The 25,673-nt window shown below is 46.5% G+C and carries 19 protein-coding genes; 8 read left to right on the top strand and 11 right to left on the bottom strand.

What is annotated here, in order from left to right:
• Window positions 1–12: 12 nt before the first annotated feature.
• Both LFX17_RS03435 and ompL47 read right to left on the bottom strand, forming a co-directional pair.
• Entirely contained in the window at window positions 13–768 is a 756-nt protein-coding gene (locus LFX17_RS03435) for a ComF family protein (protein WP_238745038.1), read from the bottom strand.
• 86 nt (window positions 769–854) lie between these two features.
• Window positions 855–1,949, bottom strand: coding sequence for a multi-beta-barrel domain surface protein OmpL47 (gene ompL47, locus LFX17_RS03430; RefSeq protein ID WP_238728910.1), 1,095 nt, complete (start codon window positions 1,947–1,949; stop codon window positions 855–857).
• A gap of 85 nt (window positions 1,950–2,034) precedes the next feature.
• Between ompL47 and LFX17_RS03425 the strand changes: the two genes are divergently transcribed.
• Complete coding sequence (locus LFX17_RS03425) at window positions 2,035–2,712, top strand: flagellar filament outer layer protein FlaA (RefSeq protein ID WP_238728909.1); 678 nt, start codon at window positions 2,035–2,037, stop codon at window positions 2,710–2,712.
• Here LFX17_RS03425 and LFX17_RS03420 read toward each other — a convergent pair.
• Complete coding sequence (locus tag LFX17_RS03420) at window positions 2,705–5,056, bottom strand: PAS domain-containing sensor histidine kinase (RefSeq protein ID WP_238747648.1); 2,352 nt, start codon at window positions 5,054–5,056, stop codon at window positions 2,705–2,707. The two genes, LFX17_RS03425 and LFX17_RS03420, sit on opposite strands and share 8 nt — an antisense overlap.
• A 506-nt stretch (window positions 5,057–5,562) precedes the next feature.
• Between LFX17_RS03420 and LFX17_RS03415 the strand changes: the two genes are divergently transcribed.
• Complete coding sequence (locus LFX17_RS03415; protein WP_238745036.1) at window positions 5,563–9,090, top strand: PAS domain-containing hybrid sensor histidine kinase/response regulator; 3,528 nt, start codon at window positions 5,563–5,565, stop codon at window positions 9,088–9,090.
• Between the two features lie 9 nt (window positions 9,091–9,099).
• Here the strand turns inward: LFX17_RS03415 and LFX17_RS03410 are convergent, their stop codons facing one another.
• Entirely contained in the window at window positions 9,100–9,615 is a 516-nt protein-coding gene (locus LFX17_RS03410; protein ID WP_238745034.1) for a MarR family winged helix-turn-helix transcriptional regulator, read from the bottom strand.
• Window positions 9,616–9,632: 17 nt separating this feature from the next.
• Entirely contained in the window at window positions 9,633–10,169 is a 537-nt protein-coding gene (locus LFX17_RS03405) for an acyl-CoA thioesterase (protein ID WP_118957507.1), read from the bottom strand.
• A gap of 319 nt (window positions 10,170–10,488) precedes the next feature.
• On the opposite strand from LFX17_RS03405, the gene LFX17_RS03400 reads away from it, so the two are divergent.
• Genes LFX17_RS03400 through LFX17_RS03390 form a run of 3 tightly spaced genes read left to right on the top strand, consistent with a single transcriptional unit; the run spans window position 10,489 to window position 12,964 of the window.
• Window positions 10,489–11,217 carry a DNA alkylation repair protein gene (locus LFX17_RS03400; protein WP_238745032.1) on the top strand — a complete coding sequence of 243 codons (729 nt, stop codon included), beginning with the start codon at window positions 10,489–10,491 and terminating at the stop codon, window positions 11,215–11,217.
• Window positions 11,195–12,097: an SPL family radical SAM protein gene (locus tag LFX17_RS03395; RefSeq protein ID WP_238745030.1), complete on the top strand. Its 903-nt coding sequence runs from the start codon at window positions 11,195–11,197 to the stop codon at window positions 12,095–12,097. The genes LFX17_RS03400 and LFX17_RS03395 overlap by 23 nt, the downstream gene beginning before the upstream one ends.
• Before the next feature lie 30 nt (window positions 12,098–12,127).
• Window positions 12,128–12,964, top strand: a complete 837-nt coding sequence (locus tag LFX17_RS03390; protein WP_238728904.1) for an Fpg/Nei family DNA glycosylase — start codon at window positions 12,128–12,130, stop codon at window positions 12,962–12,964.
• 26 nt (window positions 12,965–12,990) lie between these two features.
• Here the strand turns inward: LFX17_RS03390 and LFX17_RS03385 are convergent, their stop codons facing one another.
• From LFX17_RS03385 to LFX17_RS03375, 3 genes are all read right to left on the bottom strand, one after another.
• Complete coding sequence (locus tag LFX17_RS03385) at window positions 12,991–14,883, bottom strand: AMP-dependent synthetase/ligase (protein WP_238745028.1); 1,893 nt, start codon at window positions 14,881–14,883, stop codon at window positions 12,991–12,993.
• Window positions 14,884–14,945: 62 nt separating this feature from the next.
• On the bottom strand, window positions 14,946–15,704 hold the full coding sequence (locus tag LFX17_RS03380) for a helix-turn-helix domain-containing protein (protein WP_238745026.1): 759 nt from the start codon (window positions 15,702–15,704) through the stop codon (window positions 14,946–14,948).
• 55 nt (window positions 15,705–15,759) lie between these two features.
• The gene (locus tag LFX17_RS03375; protein ID WP_238745024.1) at window positions 15,760–16,782 is read right to left on the bottom strand and encodes an NAD(P)-dependent oxidoreductase; all 1,023 of its coding nucleotides are present in this window, start codon (window positions 16,780–16,782) and stop codon (window positions 15,760–15,762) included.
• A gap of 85 nt (window positions 16,783–16,867) precedes the next feature.
• On the opposite strand from LFX17_RS03375, the gene LFX17_RS03370 reads away from it, so the two are divergent.
• From LFX17_RS03370 to LFX17_RS03360, 3 genes are read left to right on the top strand one after another with little or no spacing between them, the layout of a single operon-like run.
• Window positions 16,868–17,920, top strand: a complete 1,053-nt coding sequence (locus LFX17_RS03370) for a lipase chaperone (protein ID WP_238745022.1) — start codon at window positions 16,868–16,870, stop codon at window positions 17,918–17,920.
• 2 nt (window positions 17,921–17,922) lie between these two features.
• Window positions 17,923–19,668, top strand: coding sequence for an apolipoprotein N-acyltransferase (locus LFX17_RS03365; protein ID WP_238747646.1), 1,746 nt, complete (start codon window positions 17,923–17,925; stop codon window positions 19,666–19,668).
• A complete protein-coding gene (locus LFX17_RS03360; protein WP_238728899.1) occupies window positions 19,669–20,439 on the top strand; it encodes a ribonuclease H-like domain-containing protein in 771 nt (256 codons plus the stop codon).
• A gap of 39 nt (window positions 20,440–20,478) precedes the next feature.
• Here LFX17_RS03360 and LFX17_RS03355 read toward each other — a convergent pair whose 3' ends face one another.
• From LFX17_RS03355 to LFX17_RS03345, 3 genes are all read right to left on the bottom strand, one after another.
• Window positions 20,479–21,501: an MBL fold metallo-hydrolase gene (locus LFX17_RS03355; protein WP_238728898.1), complete on the bottom strand. Its 1,023-nt coding sequence runs from the start codon at window positions 21,499–21,501 to the stop codon at window positions 20,479–20,481.
• Window positions 21,502–21,610: 109 nt separating this feature from the next.
• Entirely contained in the window at window positions 21,611–22,018 is a 408-nt protein-coding gene (locus LFX17_RS03350; RefSeq protein ID WP_238728897.1) for a response regulator, read from the bottom strand.
• Window positions 22,019–22,037: 19 nt separating this feature from the next.
• On the bottom strand, window positions 22,038–25,535 hold the full coding sequence (locus LFX17_RS03345; protein ID WP_238731490.1) for a PAS domain-containing protein: 3,498 nt from the start codon (window positions 25,533–25,535) through the stop codon (window positions 22,038–22,040).
• Between the last annotated feature and the right edge of the window lie 138 nt (window positions 25,536–25,673).

Below are 25,673 nucleotides of genomic sequence, written 5' to 3'. Positions count from 1 at the left end.
GACTATAAACTGCTAAACATTTGTAACGTCTTTTTTCAAAAGCCGTTCCTTTCCTTCCGTTCGGATCAAGGTCAAAATTCGAACGGAACAGGCTCCGTTGGAGATCAGAATTCTCGCGATTTCATTTGCGGACGCACCCGTCGTAAAGACGTCGTCGATCACGAGATAGTCTCCGTTCAACTTCCCCTTATACTCTTCTTTGATTCGAAATGCAAGCCTTGCGTGAATAAAACGATCGGCAAAACTTTTGCCGGCTTGTTTTTCCAAACTGATCTTTTCGATCGGCACGATTCGAGGGATGGAAAGAATTTTCCCGATTCTTCCGATCGCAAAGTCGCAGGATTCGAAACTTCTCTTTTTGTTCGGGGAATACCATTTCGTCTTTGTGGAAGGCATTGCGACAAGTCCCGTAAAGTTTACGTTTTTCCAAGATCTCAGTTCTTTTTTTAATCCGACACAGAGATAAACGGAAAGAAGATAGGCGGACCTCAATTTGATCGAATTGATCGCCTTTGCCAAAAAGGGAGTTCGGCTGTGCAGAAATTTCAATTCCTCAAAGAACACGTTCCTCGAAAAACAGAAGGCGCATTCTCCGTTTGCCGAAGGTTCCTTACAAATTTTGCATAAACTTTGTCGATCGATCGGATGCGTTGCCTGTTCGCGGTGACAAGATTTGCAGATTCCGATCTTTGAGGAAAAGAAATCGTATCTTCCACAGAACTCGCAGCAAACGGGAAGAAAAAAATCCAAGATGAAAAATTGATTCATACTTGTCGCAGTTCCGCAACTCGTCGCGAGAGAATAAAAAAGCCCGGAAAATCCGGGCTTTTTTCAATTCAGTAAATTTGAAATTCTTACTTTTTAGGAGTGGATGGTTTTGTAGGAGCGGGCGCTGGAGCCGGTGCGGGAGCCGCAGACTCTGCTGGTTTACTTCCGTTGGATCCGGCTTCCACCTTACGAATTTGAGTTGTCGGAGGATTTACGTCCACCGCAAAGCTGACTCGTTTCGTTTCGCTTTCGTTTCCTACGTTATCGATCGCTTTCGCTTCGATCGTGTGTTCGCCTTGAGCGTCGATCGTGATCGGTTCCGCGTAAGGAACGAAGTCAGGCGCGTTATCCACTTTGATCAGAATTCTTTTGATTCCGGATTGTCCGTCCAACGCTTTGATCGTGAAAGAGTTTCCTTTTCTGGAATACGTTTTTCCGTCGATGATTACCAGAGGAGTGTTTCCTTGGATTTCCACTTCGGGTTTTACATCGTCCAGAGTCACAACGAGAATCGCTTCGGAAGAAGAGTTTCCCGAGTTGTCCACCGCGGAATACTTAATCAGGTTCACACCCGCTTTTTCCAATTTGATCGGCTGATTGTCGTATGGTCTCAAATCTCCGCCGTTGATGGAGTATTTTACTTCCTTCACTCCGGAAAGAGCGTCGGTTGCGGTAATGGTATAGGTTACGTTTTTGGATCCGAAGTTGTATCCTTCGAGATTGTAAAGAATTTCGCTTGGAGCGATCTTCACGGTCGGAGCGGTGTTGTCCACAACGACTACGAGAGCCTTAGCCGGTTCTTTGTTTCCCGCTTTATCGACCGCTCTGTAAGTAAGACGGTTTACGCCTTCTTTAAGAATGGTGATCGGAGAAGTATATTTTGCATAGTCGGCTTCGCCGATTTTGTATTCGATATAATCCACCGTGCTGGAATCGTCTTTTGCGGAAATTTCAAAAGAGCTTTTGGAGTTCACATAAAGATCTGCGTTCTTTACTTCGTCTCCTTGAGACGTTCCACCGGAGTTCTTAGCGGTTGTAGTCGGAGGCGCTGAGCTTCCGGATTGTCCTTGTGTATTTGCTTGAGGCGCTGAGCCTTCGTCCAGATCTTCCTGGGCAATGAGCGCCACGGACATGGACATTAAAAAAGCGATTGCGAGTCTTACGAGAGAAGAACCCTTCATTTTGCACTCCTGTGATTGGATAAATTAGTTTTTTGACGATATTCGGATAGTGGAAACCTTTGGAAGGAGCGTGTCAACCGATTCTATGAAAAAAAAATCCTTCTCTCGCGTTCCTTGGACCCGGAAACAAAATCACTTGTTAGTCGCGGCACTTCTTTTGATCCGATTGTCCGTTCCCTTGCATGCGGAAGAAAAATCTTCGGCGGAAATTTGGAAACAAGTTGTGGTGGAAGATTTTGAAACGAAGGAATGGAGTTCCAAGAATCTGAAGACCCGTCTTCCCGCGGAATATTTTCCGGACATACGAACTTCTTCTCTTTTGCTGAGTCCCGAAAGAAACTCTTCCCGAAGTCTTCTCTTGGAAGTTCCCGCTGAAAAGAATCAGTCCTTCGAAATTCTTTGGGAACAATCCTGGAAGACGAAAGGATTCGTTCAGGAATTTCAATTTCATATCTACTCTTCCGGTTCGGGAGCTTCTCTTTATATTCTTCTGCGCGATTCTACTTTAGAAGTTAAGAAAATTCTAATTACTCATCTCAGCTTTGAAGGTTGGAAAAAGATTCGGCTCAACGTGATCCGAAAGATCAGACAGGAAGATATCGTTTTTACGAAACAGAATCCGGTCGAATTTTTGGGTTTGTTGTACGAGGCGCCTTTCGAAATGAAACGAGGCACGAGGGATTTGTTTGCGATCGACGACATTCTCGCGATCGTTCGCGACAAGAATCGAATGTTTCAAGGCGATAAGACTTTGGTTAAGTAATCGGCAAACGGACAAAAAACGTGGTTCCCGAGGAAGAAGTCTCGAAGCGGATCGTTCCTCCGTGGGTTTCGATGATCCGTCTTGCGATGTCCAAACCGAGTCCCGATCCTTCTCCGGGAGCCTTGGTCGTAAAGAACGGCTCGAAAATTCTTTCCTGAACCAAGACCGGAATTCCCGGGCCCGTATCCGTTACGGAGATTTCCACGTCGTTATCTCCTTTGCGCGCGATTCCGATCGTCATACTTCCCTTAAAGGACATCGCTTGAGCCGCGTTATAAACCAGATTCGTCCAGACGTGAATCAGATCGTCCGCATAACCTTGAATAGGCGGAACGTTCTCGTATTCCCTATGTATTTCCACTCCCACTTTGAGTTGATTCTGATAGATCGTAAGAACCGTTTCTATGCTTTCCGCTAGAACGACCGGGGTTTTGACTCCCTCACCACTCCAGTGCGTGAACTTTCGGAGCGCGTAAACGACCTTGGAAGTCCGATTCACGGACATGTCGATCAGCTTGGAACTTTGGGCCGCTTGGATTTCCTCGATTGCAAAGTGCAGGAGGGTTTGCGCGTTCTTGTCCGAAAACAGATTCGGAAATTCGTCGGGAGAATTCTCCAATCCGGATTCCACCAAATCCTGAGCCGAAGAATGCGGATTTTCGAATCCTTTCGTTTTGAGTTTGATTTCCAATTCCTTGATTCTTACCCGCGCCTCTTTCGGCGAAACGATCTCCCGATCCTCTTTTCCCTTTTTCAGAAAAAGATAAAGTTCGTCTAACACCGATTTGTTTAAGTCGCGGAGAATTCCCGAAACACGGGTCATTCGATCCGTGGAACGTTCGAAGTAATTCTGGATCGAGTCGTTTGCCGCCTTGATGACTCCGATCGGATTGTTGATCTCGTGCGCGATCCCTGCGACTAACTGTCCTAAGGCGGCCATCTTCTCCGAGATGATCAATTGGTTCTGCGTTTTTTTTAAGTCCCGGAGAATTCCCTCGAGTTCCTGTTTTTGTTTTTCGATCAGCTCGTTTTGATCGGAAATTTCCCGGTTCAATCTTCGAAGAGATTCCGCTTCCTTCTTTTCCGAAAGATCTTTTACGAGATTGATCGCGCAGAGTTTTCCGTTGATCTCCGCAAACGCGCTGTAACATTCAGTGTGAACGACCTTACCATTCTTCCCTTGAAGAATTACTTCCTCGTCGACTACGATCCCCTGCCGGATCATCTTTTCCAAATATTGTTTTCTTAGGATCGGATCGGGCCAAATTTTCAAGTCCACACTCGTCTTTCCGATCACTTCCTCTCTCGTATAACCGAAAAGTTTTAAGAAGCTGTCGTTGACTTCGAGATATTTGCCGTCGTCCGCGGTGGAAATGGAAGTAGCGATCGGACTCAGAGTAAACACTTTCGAATAGATTTCCTGCGTGGGCCGGAGCGCTTCTTCCGCGAGATGTTTTTCGGTGATGTCCTGCGCCGTTCCGAATGCGACTATGGAATCGCGAAATTGTCCTCGAAAGGAAAGAAAACGTCCTTCTCCGTTTATCCTCCGGACTTGATATGTCAGCTCTACGGAAAAATCGGGCTCGTCCTTTTTCTTTAAACTTTCGGAAAAAGCGTTTAGAATCCGATTTTTTTCCGTTTCGTTCGCTACATACGTCTCCATATAAACGGATAAAGGAAGTGTTATCGATTCTTTTGCGTTTTCGTATCCGAGAAGATATTGAAATTCCTTGGTCAGTGTGAGTTCGAGAGTTTTCGTATCCAAACTCCAGCCTCCCAATTTCGCATAACGTTGAATTTCGGACGATTCGGATTTTATCTTTCTAAATCCGTCCAAAGTATATCGCATCAGAATCGCTACGAGCAGAAAGGCGGAAATTTCTCCGAGGATCGCGGACCAAGGACCGCCCGGCGACTCGGGAGGTTTGACGGTTCCGTTTTGCACGAGATACGTGATCGCAACGCTGAAGACAATGGACAAAAACGTATAAATATACGCGGCCCGCATTCCCAAAAGCAAGGCCGAACTCAGGATTAAAATCAGACAAAAGGGAAAGGCGACGGTTTGTGTCGCTCCTTCCCGAAGCATCAGGGAAAAGGCCGCGATCCATTCGATCCCGACGAGAACGTGAGACGCCAAAAGAATTCTTCCGCTTTTCGCGATCATGTGACAGATCACGACAGCCACGCTGATCAAAAACGGAGCGATATATACGGCCTTCGGTTTTTCCGCTAAAATCGGATGCAAGACCCGATAACCCAAAGCGATCGTCAAACAAGCCAGCATGATTCCGTAGAGCAAACGTACGGAGAAGTCTTTCTCGGCATCCGAAACAACCGGAATCTTTAAAAAGTTGGGTATTTTAAAACGCATTCTTTTCGTTGAAATCGGGCCTCCATTTGATCTTCCGGCATCGGGATTGCAAAGCCTGATTTGAAATAAAAATTATTTTTTTCCGGACCGTTTTCGCTTCGCACCCCCTCGAGTTCGGCCGCGTCGATCGGTTAGGCTCCGGTCTCGAAAAAGTAGATTCGATTTTTTGAATATTCTTCGTTTCTGTTCGCGGATATTATTCCGAATTCCCGTCCGACTTCGCTTTCACACAATCCTAAGAATCGAAAACCCTGATTGTAAGACGGAATTCTTCCTTGTTTTACCGGAGCGAACCTCCTTTATTTTGACATAAAAATTGCAAAAGGGCCAAAAGAAACGGTTCGGGCGGTTTCCCATGAAATTTTACCGGTCATTCGTTCCGGCCGTGAAACGCGATTTCAGGACATTTTGAATTTTAATTTGACTTGGAATTTTTTTATCAATTTATTGAGTCCTTCATTCTAAATAAGAACATCTTGAATTCGACGCTTATGTCATCCCTTTTGGAACAAGAACTTTACGAATGGATCCGTGCTGATCTCGACGTCTTTCGATTCATGCAAAACCGCGCGATCGAAGGACTTTGGATTTTCAATTTGGAATCTCCGGGAGAAGTTTGGTATAATCCGAAATTTCTTTCCACGATGGGTTTTCATCAATCCGATATCGAAAAATGGAAGAACAACCCGACCTTGATTCCGGACGCAACCGTCCGAAAATTCCGAACGTTCGCGGAGAAGTCGGTAAAAGGCGGAACCGCGGAAGAAGATGCCGTTCTTTCCTTCGACTCAAAAGGCGGGATCAGGGATTTCAATTCCCATATAAGACTCATTCTTAATGCGGACGGAATTCCGATTCGTATTTTAGGCGGAATCGAATCCGCCGATCGAAACGCCCGCGAAAACGGTTCGGCCTCTGGTCCGTTGGAAACACTGCTCAACGAAATTCTCAATAATCTTCCCTCTTTGATCGCATACTGGGATAAGGATCTGATCAATCGGTTTGCGAACGAAGAATATTATCATTGGTTCGGAATCAAACCCAAAGACTTACTCGGAAAAACGTTAAAGGAACTTCTCGGGGAAAAACTATATTCGGAAAATATTCCGTACATCGAAGGCGCATTGCGCGGCGAAGAACAGAGCTTTGAAAGAAAGATCATTATGCCCGACGGGCAATCGTACAAGGATACTCTCGCGCACTATATACCGAACGTACAAAACGGAATCCGCAACGGTTTTTACGTAATCGTAAACGATATAACACCCATTAAAGAGACCACCGAACTGCTTCGAAAGAGCGACATTGAATTGAACACGTTATTCGAAGCGCTTCCGGTCGGCGTGACTTTGATCGACAGAAACGACAAGATCGTCAAAATCAATCCGATGCTCGAAAAGATTCTCGATCTCAGCAAAGAAGATCTGAAGAGCGATCTCCATAAAAATAGAACGTATGTAAACGCGGACGGACGCCCCGTTGCAACCAAAGACCTGCCGAGTCAGCGGGCAAAACAGGAAGGCAAAATCGTAAAAGATACCGTCGGGATCATCAAAGAAGACGGTTCGATCATCTGGACTAAGGTAACCGCGCTTCCCGTTGATCTACCCGATTATTCGGTGATGGTGATCACCCATGATATTACGGAAAGTAAAAATTTCGAAAGCGAGTTGATCCAAGCAAAGGCGCTTCTCGAACAAACGAGCAAACTCGTACGGATCGGAGCCTGGGACGCGGACTTGACGACCGGATTCGGAACTTGGTCGATGGTGACAAAAGAAATGCACGAGGTCGAACCGGACTACGTCCCTTCGATTCAAACCGGTCTTCAATTCATAAAGGAGGGAGAAAGCCGCAACAAGGTCACCGAGGCGCTCAATCGACTCATTCACGACGGAACTCCGTACGATATCGAAATGCAAATCGTTACCGCAAAGGGCAACGAACTTTGGGTTCGATCCGTCGCAAGCGCGGAATTTGAAAACGGAGTCTGTAAACGAATCTACGGCGCGTTATACGACATCGATCAACGCAAGAAAATGGAGATAGAGCTTTTCAAGGAACGATCCAGGCTTCTCGCGTTCGTGGAGCACGCGCCGGCCGCGGTGGCCATGTTCGACACGGAAATCAAATACATCGCCGTCAGCGAACGGTGGTTAGCCGAATATCATCTCCGGGGAAAATCGATCATAGGATTATCGCACTACGAAGTGTTTCCGAACATATCCGAAGAATGGAAGGAGATTCACCAGCGGTGTTTAAAAGGTGAAATCCTGAAAAACGAAGAGGACGTATGGAGACCGTCGGGCTGGGAACACGATCAATATCTGCGTTGGGAAGTACGGCCTTGGTATCAACTCGACGGGGCCGTGGGCGGAATTATGATGTTCACTCAGGACATCACGGAAAGTTGTCTTCAAAGAGAAGAATTAAAACGATCCAAAGCGATAGCGGAACGCGCCAACGTCGCCAAGTCGGAATTTTTGGCGAACATGAGCCACGAGATCAGAACTCCTCTCAACGGAATCATAGGTTTTTCGGATCTTCTGCTGAGAACTCCTTTGGATTCGACCCAACATCAATATATGAGCACGGTTTTCCAATCCGCGAACTCACTGCTCGAGATCATCAACGACATATTAGATTTTTCTAAAATTGAAGCCGGAAAACTCGAGCTCGTCTACGTGCCCACCGACATTCTCGAACTCGGAAGCCAAATCATCAACATGATCAAATTCCAGGCGCATAAAAAGGATCTGGAAGTTCTGGTCAACATTTCTCCTTCGGTACCGAAGCTCGTCAGTGCGGACAGCGTTCGTTTGAAACAGATCATCGTAAATCTGATCGGGAATGCGGTAAAATTCACGGAAGAAGGCGAGATAGAATTCAAAATAGAAACGATGGAACGAAAGTCCGAAAATCTCGTCATTCTTCGGTTCTCGGTGCGGGATACCGGAATCGGAATCGCTCCCGAAAATCGAAAGCGTATCTTCGACGCGTTCTCCCAGGAAGACGCCTCGACTACGAGAAGATTCGGCGGAACTGGCCTCGGACTTACGATTTCCAGTCAGCTTCTCTCGATGATGGGAAGCAAGCTATATCTTGAAAGCGAATTAGGAAAAGGAAGCACTTTCTATTTCGATCTTAACGCGGAAGTAATCGCGGATCAGACGGAAGAGTGGCCCAAAACCGAATCCATCCGAAATCTGCTCGTCGTGGACGACAACGACAACAACAGAAAAATTCTCGAAGGTATGTTACAATTACGGAATATACCCTGCGAATGCGTGAAATCCGGAACCGAAGTAATAGAAAGATTATCGACCGGAAAACGATATGATATGATTCTAATGGACTATCACATGCCGTTTATGGACGGATTAGAAACGGCGCAGATCGTCCGCGAAAAATTAAAAATTTCGCCCGAAGAACAGCCGATCGTGCTACTCAGCAGCGCATCCGACGATTCCGACACGATCGAAGCGTCGCAAAAAAACGGAATTCAGGAGGTCATCACCAAGCCGATTTATATTCGGCAGCTTTACGATTTGCTGGGAAGAAGCCAAATTCTTCAGAAACCGAACGTAACTACAAAGCCGAACGAAAAAGGAGAACAAGCCCCCTCCCTTCAAAAACTCGCGAAGATCCTGATCGCGGAAGACAATCCGGTCAATATGCTTCTTACCAAAAGCATCGTTGCGAGAATTCTCCCTTCCGCCAAGATTATAGAAGCGAAAAACGGACTGGAAGCTATCGAACAAAATCTGCGCTGGATTCCCGATCTCGTTTTTATGGACATCCAAATGCCGGACTTAAACGGATACGAGGCTACCAAGGCGATTCGGGGTTTGGAAATGGGAAGAAGAGTTCCGATCATCGCGCTTACCGCGGGAATCGTTACCGGAGAACGGGAGAAATGTATCGAAGCGGGAATGGACGATTACGTCAGTAAGCCGGCCGTTCAAGCCGATTTCACGAAAGTGATTTTAAAGTGGCTCGCATAAAGAAAGAATTCAAACTTTCTGATTTTCGAATATTCTTTTTTTTGCAACCGTTCTGAGACCCTTGATGAGTGTTTTCCATTCCGGAATCCCCAGATTGGATACGACTTGATCGTGCGCCTCCTTCCAAATCGGGTATGCAAGCCGAAGAGCATCCCAACCCGCGGCGGTCAACGCGACTTTACGCGCGCGTTTGTTGTCCGAAGGAATATCCTCCACATACCCCAAATTTTCCAGAGGTTCGAGATTACGGAGCAAAGTCGTTCGATCCATCACGAGGAGTTCGGCCATCGGAGCGAGTTCCATTCCGTCCGTGGTGCCTAACGTCATGAGAATATTAAAACGCGGAGAAGTCAGGCCGACTTGATCCAAAACGTGATCGAAGTATTGCGCGATGGCTCGGGATGCCCGTTTCAAGTTGAAGTTCAAACATCCCAAACCTACGGTCAGCAATTCTTCCCTTGTGGGATTGGAAGATTCCCCTTCGGAATTCTTTTTAGCAACCCTTTGTTCCGATTTTCTGACCATAACGACCTCTGAAGTTTTTAAGCGGGGATCGCTTCCACCCCGGGAGCCATTGTACGTCTCATCTCCCGAACGCGCTCGTCAAAATTTCCGTTTTCAAGCCCGGAATCCCGATAAAGAACCGAATCGAAAAACAAGGACAGTTCTTCTCCGTGACGAACCGGTCTTCCCCGTTTCAAATCGATGAACGCGAAGTCGATCCAAGCCATCGCCTTGAGTTTTTTCCCGGCGGTGTCATACATTAGATCTTCGTTGCGAATGGTCCCGTCGCTCTTTGCGGTCAAACGAGTTACGATTCTTACCAGATCGTTTTGTTTAGCCGGTTCCAGATAAGCAGTCTGCGCGCGGGTCACGACCCAAGACTTTCCTTCTCTCGAAGCGTGTTCGAACAGATCGAAATCGTAAAAATCCCTGAGATGATCGTCCCTCGCCTCCATAAAATAATCCATATAACGCGCGTTGTTCAAATGACCGAAGGGATCACAATCCTGAAAGCGAATCCGATAAAGACCGGAGGGAGAAAATTCCAGCTCCTTTTTTTCCAGCACGGAAAGCATAAGCGCCTCCTTTGTTTTAGTGTGCATCTACATACATGTATCTACACATGTGTAACTGCACACTAGATTCTTTAAACTGTCAACCGCTTTTTTTGGGAATTTTTCCGTAAAACGTTCCTCCAAGGACAAAAAACTTCGGCGGAAAAACGGCGCTGGTTCGCTTCGAATCGTTTCTTCCCAAAAGAGCAAATCTTTTTCGTGTGGATCGGTTTGTCGGAACAAATGAATACGGCTATAAATAAGAATGGACTTAAAGAATATTGACAGTCAACGGCGCCGCGGCTTATAAATTTTCGTATTTTAAGATCGTTCTCATCCGATGGATTCCATTACTTCCAAAAAAGAAATCAAAGCCCGACTCGACCGCAGTTTCGAATCTTCAAAAGGAAAAACGAATGCGATCGGCGAAGAAATTCTATCCGAACTTTTAACCAAAAAGATCAAATTTCCTTTGCTGGAATTCGCCGCAAAAGAACTTCACGGAAGAATCGCAGACGAAGAGCAGATCGCCTTTCTCGATCGGATTACCGCTCGAAAAACGATGGGAGGAAACGTGATCGCAGGCATGATGCTTCAGCTTCGTTTGGAAAAATACTTCCAAACTTCCTGGAAGAAGGCCGTGGAATACATGATCCTCGGAGACGAATGGTATGTCTGCGATATCGTAGGGGAAAGAGTCATGGGACATTCTCTCTTGAAAAACCCGGAAGACTCCTTACCGATGTTGAAAAAATTTCTGAATCACGAAAACGCATGGGTCGTTCGTTCCGTCGGAGTCGCTTCTCATTACGCGGTGAAAAAAGGTCTCGGAAAAAAATACGTCGAAGAAACGTTTCAACTTCTCCTAACAAAAGCGGATACGAAAGATTTCCATACCAAGAAAGGAATCGGATGGGCGATCAAAACGATCGCAAAATTTCATCCGGACATCGTTCGTAAATTCGAATCAAGACTAAAAACGGACGAAACGATATCTTCTTTCGTTAAGACGAAAATCCAAATCGGTTTGAGCCGATCCTCCAAATATGCCTCGAAGTATTCGGATTAAAACGATCCTGAACAAAACCAAGAGAAGAGATCCTTGGTTTTTGGACGAATACACGATCAATCCGTACAGCGGATGTTCCTTTCGTTGTTTGTATTGTTACGTCGGCGGAAGCAAATACGGTTTGAACACCGAGGATAAACTTTCCGTTAAGGAGAATGCGGTCGAAGTTTTGGATCGACAGCTTTGGAACCGAGCCAAGAAGAATCAATACGGGATCATCGTATTGTCCTCGGCGACCGATCCGTATCTGCCATCCGAAAAAGAAATTGGACTCACCCGTGAACTACTTCAGATTATTTTAAAGTATCGATTCCCGGTTCATATTCTCACGAAATCGGACTTGGTTCTCCGGGATTTGGATCTGCTCTTTGAAATCGAAAAAGCCGCGATTCTTCCTCCTGATTTGCGCGATCGGCTTTCCTCGAAATCGTTTCTTACGTTTTCGTTTTCCACGTTGGACGACGGGGTTGCGAGAATTTTCGAACCGGGCGCGACACCGCCGAGCCTGCGTCTTTCCGCATTGAAAGAAACTCTCCGACAAGGATTTTACAGCGGAGTTAGTTTGATGCCTTTGCTTCCGCATATCAGCGATACGGGTGAAAACTTGGAATTTCTTTTTCAAACATTTCGAGACGCGGGCATTCGTTATCTCTTCCCGGCAACCTTAACCTTGTTCGGAGGACCGGATTCTTCCGATAGCAAGGCTTTGGTTTTTCAGGCCCTCGAACGGCATTATCCTCATCTCATCGAAAAATATTCGAGATTCTTTGCGAACGGCAGCGAAATGCCGGCTAAGTATCGAAACGCACTTCGCATTAAAACGAAGGAACTCAGCGACCGATTCGGTTTACAAAGAGGAATTCTCCCTTTTGATTCTTGACGAAAGTTCGGATTCGAATCCAATCGCTGTATGCCTGAACTACCGGACTTAGTCGTCATTCGGGAACGATTGATCCCCGAACTTATCGGTAAGACCGCCCAATCCGTAGAGATCGTCGATCCGGTGGTCGTACGAAATCTCACCGGCGGTTCCGTGGAAGAAACCTTTTCCGGAGTTTCGTTCCAATCCATCGAACGAAACGGTCCGTTTTTGAATTTCGTATTCGAAAAATGGAATATGATTATTCACCCGATGTTGTCCGGTAGGTTTTCGCTCGAATCGAAATACAAAAAAAAGGATCTGTGTGTTCGGATCGTTACGAACGGTCCGATTCTGAATTACGCGGACGACACGAGAATGGGAAAGGTTTATTTTTTAAAACCGGAAGACATCTCTCAAATTCCCAAATACGAAAATCAGGGAGTAAATCTCCTTTCGGATGAATTCACCGAAGCGGTTTTTTTCAAGCTTACGGAAAAAGCTCGCCAGCAGACCCGAGTGTTTCTGATGGATCAAACCAAGCTGAGTGCATTAGGAAACGCTTATGCGGACGAGGTTCTGTTTGCGGCAAAGATCCATCCTAAGACTCCCGTTCACAAACTTTCTCCCGAAGAGAAATCGCTTTTATACAAAAGCATCAAAGTAGTTCTCACGAGTTCGATCGAATACATCCGCAACAAACACGCCCCCCTCGAAGTCAAGGTGCGCGATCACGTGAAAGTGCGAAACCGAAAGAACGAACCTTGTCCCGTCTGCGGAACGACGATCCGAAGAGCGAACGTCTTAGGTTATGATTCCTTCTTTTGTCCAAACTGCCAACCCGCCAAGGGAGAGCAGTTCATCAATTGGGGAACGGGAGATTCGTAGAACGTAAATTCTCCATAAGGCAAAATTTATAGATACATTGAATCGATAAGGTCTCTGTATTTTTCCGAGATTACGTGACGTTTGACTGACATTTTTGCCGAGAGTTCATCGCCAACTTCAAACGCCTTCGGTAGCAGACGAATGTCTCCCACCTTTTCAAAACTTTTAAATCCGTTTTCAAAATTCATCGTGTCTTTTACTTCGCGCAGGATTTTTTCACGCACGATCGGATTGGTTGCGAGTTCTTCATACGTCCTTCCGTATTCTTGAAATCTATCGAGGACCGGCAACACTAAAGCTCCTAAAAATTTTTGATCCTGTCCGACGACCATGATCTGATCGATCAACGGAGATTGTGCGAGTTTGTTTTCGATCGGAACCGGTTCGATATTCTCTCCATTGAGTAAAACGACGGTCTCTTTTGTTCTGCCCACGATCTTGAGCGTGTTGTTATACGTTATCATCCCGAGATCGCCGGTGTTAAACCAACCGTCCTTGGTGAGGACTTTGGCGGTAACATCCGGACGTTTATAGTAACCTTTCATAATCTGGGGACCGCGTACGTGAATCTCACCCTTCACGCCTTTTTGAGGCGGGTATAATATTTTTCCGCTTTCCACGTCTTTTAAAAGAATTTCCACTTCCGGAAAAAGCGGTCCCACGCTTCCGATCACCAAATGACCGGGAGTACGAAAGGCAAGACCGGGAGAAGTTTCGGTCAAACCGTATCCTTCGAACAGAGGGATTCCGATCGCATTAAAAAATTCATCGATATGAAGAGGCAGCGATCCTCCGCCGGAAACCGTACCACGCAATTTCCCTCCCGTTGCCTGTCGAATTTTTTTTAGAACGATCGTGTCCAGAAGTAGATAAGGAATCGTGAATACGACGAGGGACAAAATCGACCGAAGGCCCATCCATAAGGATTGTTGAATATTCCGTCCTTTTAAATCGAGACGATTCCCTTTAAAAAAATGCAAAGACCGTCGAACCTTTAGAGCGGAAACATAAGCGCTTTTGAATAGGATTCTTTTGATTGCCGATCCGGATTGGATTTTCGATTGAATCCCGTGATAGATATTTTCCCACAATCGGGGCGCCGACGCCATAAACGTAGGTTTTACGATCGTTAAATCTTCCTTAATATTTCGAATATTGGTGTAATATTGCCCGGCTCCCATAGCGATCGTTCCCATTTGAAACACCCGTTCGAAGCTGTGCCAGACGGGCAGAATCGAAAGGAATCGATCTTTAGGGCCGATGTCGATCGGAATGTTGCGCAATTGCGAGATCATATTGGCGTGTGTCAACATGACGCCTTTCGGTTCTCCCGTCGTACCGGAAGTATAGATGATGGTAAAAAGATCGTCCGGTAGAATCGCGGCGACTCGTTCTTCCACTTTGCGATCTCCGGAGGCTCGTAATTTTTTTCCGCTCGCGACGACGTCCGCCATTCGGATTATTTTTTTATCGGTAAAATCCGCCGCTCCTTCCATTAGGACGATATGAGTTACGTTCGGCAGATGGCTTAAATTATTCCTCACCTTCCACAACAGGGATTCGTTTTCCACGAATACGATCTTCGCGTCTGAATGAGAGACGATATAGCGAATATCACCGTCCGTCACGTCCGCGCCGCGCGGAACGTCGGCTGCGCCGCTCAACAAGATTCCGTAATTTGCAAGAATCCATTCTTGTCTATTTTCCGATAAGATAGCCACGTGTTCGCGGGCTTTCAGTCCCAAGTCGACGATCAACCCCGTTGCAAGCGCGACACCCGTCTCATAAACTTCTCGAAACGTAATCGTAACGAATTCTTTGTTTTTATTTCTTGTTCCGAATGCAGGTTGATCCGCATATTTTTGAGCCGTATCGAAATACAACTCAGCCAAGTTTCTCGCGGTGATTTTTGAACTCATTTTCCCTCTCTCCAATATCGAAACGATATTCAATTTCGGGAAAATCGTCTTGAACGCAGCGGCTATTTTGAAAAGAAGATCGCGCGAAACGGTTCTTCTTTTTTCGTAAAGTCCGAGGGACTCACTCCGAAAGAACGGCGAAAGATGCGCGTAAAATGGGATTGATCCGCGAATCCTCCTTCATGCGCCGCGTCGAGCAAGTGAGGACGACTTCCCAGGTGATCGACTGCCTTTTTCGTTTTTAACCATAGACGATACGCGGAAAACGGAACGCCGGTTTCCTGTCTGAAAAGATGACGAAACCGTTCGACGGACAATCGAGCGTCAAACGCCAAACGGGCAAGAGAGAAATCCTCCAGTTCCGCATTGGAAATACTTTTTTGAATGCGCTCGTCCAATTCTCCTTTCGTTCTCATCGGAAAATCCTTGTTTAGAATTTCAAGAAGTTGCGAGCGCGCGTCCGCATCGGACGTTTGAACGATGGACGCGATCCGATCCTTTCTTTGATCCGTAAATATATCTCCGACTTCGAATGCGGAGTGATTGGCGGCCAGACTTCTTTCGTAAAAAAGATGATAGCCCGTTGTCAAAGGATCTAAAAACAACAACGTCAAATTGCCTTCCACTTTCCGCATTTCGTGGCTCACACCCGACGGAATAAAAACCGCGTTGTATGTCTTCCATTCCCCGTCGCGATTGCGCAATTGAACGCGACCGGAATCGGGTAAACTTATCTGAATGTAAAAATGGCTGTGACGCAGGGTTGAAAATCCATCTCCGCGATAAGTAGCGAAATCGTTCCAAATCAAAAATTGCTTCATATTTCCGGAATCCCGCTATAAAGAAAATTCTGTTTTTGTTCCGACAACATTCCTCTCAAACCAAACCCCAATCCAAACGGATCGGATAGGAATTTCTTCTTCTTTCGAAATATCCCCGGTCGCCGTTGCGCCAAGAATCGCGCAAGAGGGCGTCTTCTTCCTTTAAAAAGGTCGAAGTTTTAAATTCTCCGGAAGTCTGTAAAAAGGATTCCAAGGGAGGCAAAGGGCGATCTTGATACAAAATCGATAATTTTTCGGCGACACGATACGTTCCGCTGATTCTTCCCAACTGACTGTAACCGGCGATATGCGGAGTAAAAACGGATTGGGTAGTTTCCGCAAGAATCCTGCCGGTTTCTTCGGCGGGAGGTTCCGGATCAAACACATCTAATATTTTGAATATATCATTTCTTGCAATCAGTCGTTCGAACGCCTTCGGAGAAAGAATTTCTCCCCGACTCGTGTTGATAAAGACGGTTCCCGGTCGCAGGGAATCGATCAGGGTTTCGGAAACGAACCGATACGTGGGTTCGAACCCGTCCTTGGTCAAGGGAACGTGATAACTCAACACGGAACTCCGCAGAACTTCTTCGAGAGGCGCGGACTCGGCCTTGTAAAACGGATCGTAAAAAACGGAGTCGATCCCTTTCGATATTAGAATTTTATGAAATTCTTTTCCCGTATTTCCGTGACCGATCATTCCGACCGTTTTGGTTTTCAGTTCGGATTCGGAAAACCGACCCGTCAATCCCGCATAACAGTATTCGGCGACGGAACCCGCGTTGCATCCGGGGGCGTTGAGAAAGATCTTACCGGATTCTTTCAGAGAATTGAAGTCCACGTGATCGGTGCCCGAACTTACGGTCGCGAAAATTCTCACCGAAGGAAACTTGCGGACGTTTTCCGCATTCACTTTCAACCGTGTATTCGCGATCAAAACTTCCGGATTTTCCGAAACCAATTCTCCGATCCGTTCGATCGGATACGATCGCACTTCCAATTTCGTAAATCCGGAAAAAATTTTCTCGGCTCCCGTGGTTCCTTGAGGGTAATAAAGAATCGGTCTTTTCTGTTGCACTTCATTGTCATTTCATCCGAACGCATTCTCGGAAAAAACAAAAAAGGTTTGCCTTGAGAAAGAATTTTTTAAGAATCACAGGTCCATGAAATCTCTCCAGGAAAGAATTACATTCCCCATAGTCGTCGGTTTAATCGGCGTGATCGTCATCGCATTGGTCTGGTTCGTCTTTTTCAGCGGAGGCAAAGGCCCCGGCGGCTCTTCGACCGGAGAGGACGCCGAGTTCACGCTGCAGCGCAACGAATCGGGAGAATGGGTTTTAAACCAAGCGGTCGTCGACACTTCGAGAAGGATCTTCGATGAAAACGGAAACTGGCTTTCCTTCGACGATCTCATCCAATATGCGACGACGGGAGAAGTCAATCTTGTCTCGGAACTTTGGGGATTGCGAAGACAGTGCCCCGAAAACGTCGTCTACGAACAGTGCAACGAAATCATCCGGGCCTTCATCGCGGATCATTACTCCGGCAAAGACGCGGAATATCTGATGAAACTGTTTTCCGGTTATCTGCGTTACGAAACGACGATGCGCGAATTCGAACTTTCGGACAAACTCAGCCGCGCCGAAAAATACGAACTCGTTAAGAAGAAGAGAAGGGAATTCTTTTCCGAAAACGACGCAAAACTTATCTTCGGTATGGAAGAAGCGGAGGAAACCTACCGGGATTCCCTCGGCGGTTTTCTGAAGGACACCGAATCCTTAAACGGCGATCAACGGATGCAGAAATACGAAGAATATCGAAAAAATGTCTACGGGCAATATTACAATACCGTAAAGACGAGAGAGCCGAAATACAATACATACGAAACCGAAATGTTCTTACGGGACAAAGAACTGACGAAGATGAGTTCGTCCGATCGCAACAGCAAAACGAGAAGTATTCGCGAAAAATACTTCGGCAAGGACGGAGCCGATCGTATGGACGCCGTTTATAAGGAAATCGAAGAACGGGAAAAGAAGGAAAAACAAACCCAAAACGAAGAAGCCGACTGGGCTCAAAAAAATTCGAACGTAAAGGGAGAAGCGAGAGAAAAGGCTCTGATGGAAATTCGGATTAAAAATTTAGGCAAAGAAGAAGCGGAAGAATATTCAAGAAGACTGAAATACGAAGAGGAGATGAAGAAAAACCAAAATTGAACCTGCAGAGTTTTATCCCGAAAGATTCCATCCAATACCGGCTCCTACTTTGTCTCGGAGTCGGATTCGGAACCCTTTTGGGACTTTCCCCTTTTTCATTCTTAACCGCGGGAATTCTTGCATCGATCTCCTGTCTGTTTTTATTCCTTTCCCTCGACAAGGAACCGTTTTGGAAGGCGTCGCTTTGGCTCTTGATTCTTTCCCAAATTTTAAACTACACGACCTTTCCTTGGATTCCGGGCGCGGTTTCAAGAATCGCGGGAACGGGTCCGGTCGTTTCCATTCTGTTCTTTTTGTTTTACGGAATCATTTCGCATCTTAAGTTTTTTCCGTTCTATATTCTATTCCGATTTTCTAAATTAGGATCGATCGAAAATCCCTGGGTATTGCTCGTATTTCCGGCGGCGGGCGCTCTCGCGGACCTGCTCACCTATCAGATATTCCCCTGGTATTGGGGAAATTTGGTTTCCGGTTCGATCGTGTTCGAACAATTCGCTTCGATCGCGGGCGTCTACGGTTTGAGTTTTCTTTTGCTCTTTCTATCTTCCGTTTTTCTAATATTATTATCGTCGATTCGAAAAAGAGATACGAAAGAATTTCGAATCTCCGCCGCAGGCGCCGTCGGAATCGTTTTCATTTACGCATACGGTCTTTACAGAATCGGCTACGCGGTTGCGTCGTTAAACGAAGTGCAACCGAAGGAACTTTCCGTGGTCGTCATACAACCGGACACTTCTCCCGGCACCAAGGATCTCAAGGCGGATTCGGGTTTTTTAAGCGCGACGATGAGTAAGGTTCTTTCCTTGGCTTTGCAGGGAAGCATGTCCTCGGAACGTACTCCGTCCTTGATCGTGATCCCAGAATCCTCGATTCCCTTTCACGGAACGATCGATTCGGAAGAGAACCGCAAAGATCATATCTATTCTTCCACGATGGAAGGGTTGATTTTGTATCTTTCCAGACAGACCGGAGCCGACGTTCTCTATAACGAACTCAACATGGATCACGGAAAACTAAGAAACCAGATTTCCCTTTTCAAAAATTTGGATGGGAGCGTGGAACGGTATAACAAAAGAAGACTTCTCGCGTTCGGAGAATATCTTCCGCTGGAAGAACAACTTCCGTTTTTACGTTCCGTCTTTCGGGAAACTTCCCGTTATGTTCCCGGCGAAACTCCGAGATTGTTAATCGGAAATCCGATCCGGAGAACAAAACCGATCGCCGCTCCCGAACCGGAGGATATTTCCCGTATGGACGATCCGAACCGATTCCGATCCTCGTTCGCCTCGGAAACCGCACAACTAGAGAAAATTCAAAATTCAGAATATTCGTATTCCATTCTTCCTTTGCTGTGTTACGAAGCGATGTTCACCGAACTCGTTTTGGATTACTTCAAAGCCGGAGAAAAACCGGAAATTCTCATCAACATCACGAACGACTCGTGGTTCGATTCCGAATTGGAAGCCCATCAACATTCGGGAACCGTCCGTTTACGGGCGATCGAAACCGGCCGTCCTCTCATCCGCTCGACTGTTTCGGGAATTACGGAAGTTTGGGATGCGAGGGGAATTGCGCTGATTCATCCGATCGGTTTTCACGAAACGTCGATCCGAACGTTTTCGATCCGCCTCGATTCGTCCGTCTCGACCGTTTATACGAAGATCGGAAACGCCGGGATTTGGATTCTCTGTATTCTGGCGATCGGATTTCGTCTAACGTTCATCCTGGGAAATAAAGGGAAAGTCTGAATGTTGGAGCATACGTTCTGCCATCTTCCGGGAATCGATTCCGTCGAGGAAAAAAACCTTTGGCAAAAGGGAATCTACGATTGGAAGGATCTCAAAGTCTATCTCAAGGACGAATCCATTCCGATCCGTAATCTCATCTTAGACGCATTGGAATTTTCCAAAAAAGAATTGGAACGGGAGAACTTCTTTTATTTCTTCCACGTTCTTTCCGCAAAACATCACTGGAGACTTTTTCCGAAGATCCGTAAAAAACTTTTGTATCTCGATATCGAAACGACCGGACTCGGAAGCGACGACCGTACGACCGTCATCGGAACCTACGACGGGGAAGAATACCGTTCTTACGTGAGGGGCTTCAACTTGGATTTCTTCTTGGACAATCTGAGACAGGATCAAATTTTCGTTTCCTACAACGGAATCGGCTTCGACGTCCCCTTTTTGGAAAAGGAATTCAACGTGCGTTTTCGAAACAATCATATCGATATTATGTTTTTCTTAAGATCTCTCGGAATCAAAGGCGGACTCAAAGGCTGCGAAAAAGCCCTGGGAATTCACAGACCGGAAGAGGCTGCGATCAACGGAATCGAAGCGGTTCGGCTGTGGAAACAATACGTCGATTACGACGACACGGACGCTCTGAAAATTCTGGAAGGTTATAACCGGGAAGACACCGTAAATCTTGAAATCCTTTTCGTAAAAGGCTATAATCTGAAAATCAAAGAAACCCCGTTTTACGGAGAAATCATACAAGAACCCGAAAGACGCGGATAATCTTCGATTTCGTTTCGTCAATGATACGATCCTGAAACCTCAATCCCCGCCGATCCATCTGTATTTTTCATAAGGAGGATCGATTTCCAATACCTGCACTTGCCCCTGATCGATCAGCTTTCGAATCAAAGAATGGAGAATCGCAAGCGCCGTGTTGTAATATCCGCTGTTTGCGACCTTCTCTCCCATCGCTTCGAGAACCAACGTGGAAAGATCCTGATCGTTCTCTTTCAGACGACGCACGACTCCCCGTTCCAAAAGGTTTAGAGTTTTTGAAAGTAATTTGATCGCCCTTTGCGGATCCTCCGGTTCGGCTCCGTGCGCGGGAAGAAGTCTCCGGATCGGAAGTTTGGAAAGACGATCCAAAGATTGATGATAGTCGTATAAATTCCCGTCGATCTCCGCATAAATCGAAGAGATGTTCTGCAATACGAGATCGCCCGTAAAGTAGATCTTTTCGCCGAGTATATAGGGCGTTAAATGCCAGCGGTTGTGTCCGGGCGTATGGAGAATTCCGATTTCCCTTCCGCCGGCTTTGATGACGTCCCCTTCCACGAGTTCCACGTCGAAGTCGAGATACGGATCGACCCGTTCGGAGTTGTTCAGCGCATCATTAAATTCGAATATACCCGTATCTACCCGTTTAAGCTCCGTCGCTCTCGTCGCGTTGTCATGATGTCCCTTGTATACGAGCCTTCTCATCGCCCGTTGAAAAACCTGGACGAATTCGACGTAGTTGCCGATCTCCGCCGCCATCCCTGTCATCGCGTATAATTTCGCATCCGTATAATAACGAAGCGTAAGCGCTGCGCTCATATGATCGAGATGATTGTGCGTGTAGATGATATGTTTGATTTTGCTGAGGGAAAGGCCGATCGTCTTTAGAGCGCGCTGAAGCATCCCGAGATTTTCGATATAACCCGAATCGATGATGGTCGGTTCGCCGTCGGGAAGAATGTAAATGTTGTTAGGTGCGTAGAAAGGTTGGGGGATTTCGGTTTTAAAGATTCCGTCTCCGATATCCTTTACTTCCGGAATAGAGTTATATCGGTGGACTTTCATTCGATTCTCCCAAAGAGTCGCCGTCTTTTGATTACAAGGTCTTGGGACTTGAGGAGGGCTGCAATTGAAATTTCAAAGGTTCGATTCTTCCGCTCAAAACGATGTCGAATTAATTTCGATTACAACAAACCTTCACCGCGTCCGCGAGTTGTTTCGGGTCCCAAGGTTTCGGAAGAACCGCATATGTGCCCGCTTCTTTTTTGACTCGTTCCACGGCGGCTTCGTCCACATGACCCGTAATCAATATGGACTGGATATCGGGATATTTTTGATGAACCAAAATTAAGAATTCGTCTCCCTTGATTCCGGGCATACGCCAATCGGAAAGAATGAGAATCACGTTGATTCCGTTTCCGACGAGTTCGTCCACGACCTCCAACGCCTCGTTCGCATTGATCGCTGTCTCGTATTGAAACTCGTTCCCGAATTGTTTTTTTAGTTCCTGCTTTAACGCGATCAAAATGATCGGTTCGTCGTCCACACAAAGAATCGCGTTATTTTTTAAAGTATCATTCAAAAGATCTTCTCCATTTTTCCTAACGTGCGGATTTCAACCACACGCTGAACTTTGTTCTTCCTGGAACGCTCTCAAACTCTATTTTACCGCCCATCTTCTCTATGATCTTTTTACAGATATCCAATCCTAATCCGATCCCCTCCCCCTGTTTTTTCGTGGTGAAAAACGGTTCGAAGATCTTGTCCTTAACTTCTTCCGGGATTCCGGCTCCCGAATCGGTAAAGGAAGTTACAATCCATGAATCTTGTTCTTCGAGGCGGATTTCAATCTTCCCTTGGTAATTCATGGATTGCAAACCATTATTTAAGAGATTGATCCAAACCTGATTGAGCTTGTTGCCGTTTCCGAGACAAATCCCGTCCGAACGATAATCCTTCACGATCTCCACGCCGTATTTGATTTTTGTATGATATAGGGTAAGAATCGTTTCGATTTCCGACTTTATATCTACGGGAAAAATATCCTCTTCCTGATCGCTTCCGCCCGGATTCAAATAATTTTTCAGAGCTTCGACCACGTGCGAAGCTTTTCCGCTCGCCACGGATATAACATTGCTCAGTCGAACGATCGTGGACAGAGAACCCACGGCCGTTAAGACGCTCATCCTTTTTTCGGACTGTAGAAGATCGACCAACCTTTCACCCAATCGATACACTCCGATATCCAGAACGGCCGAGGTTACGTCTTCGTAATCCTTGAATCCGGCGTTCTTAAACATCTGGTTGAATTGTTTTTTCAAACTTCGATCGGGAATGACTTCGGATTGAATCGCGTCTTTGAGACTTTCCTCCAATAGAAAATTGAAACTCTCCGATTCCGTTTTGTTCAGCGCCGCGAGAATCTGCGGAATTTCCCTTAAATCTTTTTGCAGAATTTCCAAAACGGCGCGGTTGGAAGAAGTGATCGCTCCGAGAGGCGTGTTGAGTTCGTGCGTCATTCCCGCCGCAAGCTGACCGATCGCCGCGAGTTTTTCCGAAAGCAAAAGCTGATCCTGAGCGCCTTTCAATTCCTTCATGATCCGTTCCAGATTTTCAACGGCATCCCGAAGATCCGCGTTGGATTTGCGGAGTTCCTTCGTTCTAAGATCGATCTTCCGTTCCAGATTCGCGTTCAGATCGAGAATCGTCTCTTCCGCTTCCTTGCTCTTCGTTATATCGTAGATAATGCCGAAGATCTGCTTCGGACCGCCGTTTCGGTTTCTGTGATAGATCAGTTCGCGCGAAACGAGCCAGCGCAGCTTTCCGTCGCTGTGCATCATCCTATATTCATGTTCTATAATATCTTTATCGCTCGCATTTTGATAACGGGGAAGAATCTCCGTCACGTATCTCTGAAAATCCTCCGCGGGCATCAATGTGGGAAGAATTTTGTCGCCCATCTCCTGTATTTCCGCGACCGTATATCCGAGAACGACTTCGATCCCGTTATTGCTGTATACGTTCCTTTTTTCTTCTATATCATAAATATATAATATATCCGGAGTAATGTCGAGGATCGATTCGATGAACTGATTCCTCTCGACGAGTTTCTCTTCGGTCTGTTTTTTTTCGGTGACGTCCACCATCACGCCCCGAAGCCACTTCGGCTGATCGTTTTTTACGATCACCTTTACGATGTCCCGAAGCCAAACGACGCTTCCGTCCTTCTTCATAAATCTGTATTCGAAATCGTGGGCTTCCATTCTTCCCGTACAGCGCACGCAGAATTCAACGGCCCATTCCCGATCGTCCGGATGAAGATGTTCCGCCCAAAATCCGGGCTGTTTCCATTCCTCGGTTTGATATCCGAGCATATCCACAACTTGCTGGCTCACGAACGTGAACGTAAACGTGGCGGCGTCCGCTTCCCATACGATTCCGGGCGTCGTATCAACAAGGTCGCGGAACTGTTCCTCGCTTGCCTTGGTTCTTCGAAAGGATTCCTGCAATTGTTCGGCCATGTGATTGAAGGTTAACGATAAGGATCCTAATTCCTCCAATCGGCTCGCAGGAACCCGTTGTGCAAAATCCCCCCTTGCCATCGCACGGCTGGCGTTCGAAATTCTCCGTATGGGAGCGGTTACGAATCCGGCTAAAAACGCCGCGATCAAAAGCGAAGAAGTCAACGCCACCGCAAACACCATCGCCGATTGACTGCTTCCGATCCGAACCCCTTCCAAATAATAAGCCGAAGGAATCGCGGTGATCAAAATCCAATTCAGATTTCCGCCGTTGTCCTCGTACGGAGTCGCCTGCGTCATCCACGTTTCCAACGCCAAGGGTTTCGCGGTCACGACGTCGAACTGAAACTGAAGCGGCTTGCGAAGTTCATTCAAATTTCCTAATTGATCCCGCAGTTTCTGAATCGCGTTTTGAATCACGGGATCCTCGTCCGAGCTCGGAGAAGTTTCCCGTTTTCGATACGACTTAGAGGAACCGATCACTTGTCCGAAACGATCCACGATGATCGCTCTTCCGTGGGCGGCTACGTTCGTCGTTTTCAACAGATCGTTGATTCCGCTCAGAAGAACGACCTCCTTCTCCCGTTGTTTTTTTTCGAGAAATTGATCCAACTGGAGATTGATGTTTTCCGAAATTTCCTGATGCAGTCTTCCCGCAAGTTTATCCGCGGCCATCTCGGAACTTTTGAGATTCAAATACGCGGTCGCTCCGACCATCACCAATACCAAAAGAATGAACGGAGCGACGAGAAGCATACGAATCGGCAAACCTTCGATCGTGGTCGTCTCGTCCGTAAATCGACTTTCCTTTCTTTCCCAACGGAACGTTTTAAAATTAAAATCGGATTCGCGGACATGACCGGGAATCTCCGCCCAAAACATTCCGTATTTGCGGGCCAAAGGAAGAGCGATCATCATCGCAAACGGAGCGATGACCCAAGTGATCGAAGTGGTAAAGAACAACGCCGGCGTGATGTTTCGATAGGAAATCGAAGGGGAGAATTGTTTGGAACAGATATAACCCCATAACTGCGGTTCGACGACCATAAAGACGGCGACAAAAAGAAGATAACGAAGCCAAGTTCTCCATCTCGTAAAATCGGGATTCCTACCGATCAATCGATACGCGATCCAAAAACATGCAGGATTGATAAAGTATCCCACCAACCAATCGAAAAGAAAATGAGGAGGAACTCCTTCGATCAAATCGGAAAGGCCGTAGGCGAACGGAACCGCGATCAGCGCGGGATAACCGAACAGCAGCATACAAAGAAAAACGGAAAGATCTTTTAGCGATTCGAACGTCTGCGCTCCGGGAACCAAAACGATAAAGGAGCCTAAATAACCGGTGACGAAAATCAAAACGAACGTAAACGGAATGCTCAACAGAGCCTGCGTATTCCAGGATTGTCTTTCTCGTTTCAAGGTCCAACCGCCTGCGAACCTTACGCTCACTCCGGAAAACGCGGAGATCATAAAAGCGAATCCTAATATGAATCCGACGCGCCCCCAGATTTCAAGAATCGGAAGCGGAATCGATTCGAAAATGGATTCAAGCCACTGAATGACAACGAGCATTCTTACCTCATTCAAACAATCGTTTTCGAAACGAAATTCGCCTCGAAAGGCGGACGGGAAGATCGGAAAAAAATCTTAGAGGATCATTAGACAGACTGTAAATCAAATTCCCAACGACGGAATTCATTTTTGAATCTT

It is taken from the genome of Leptospira sanjuanensis, assembly GCF_022267375.1.
Lineage (GTDB): Bacteria > Spirochaetota > Leptospiria > Leptospirales > Leptospiraceae > Leptospira > Leptospira sanjuanensis.
Note: the sequence above shows the minus strand (reverse complement) of the source record. Positions and strands in the feature narration are given on the sequence as shown.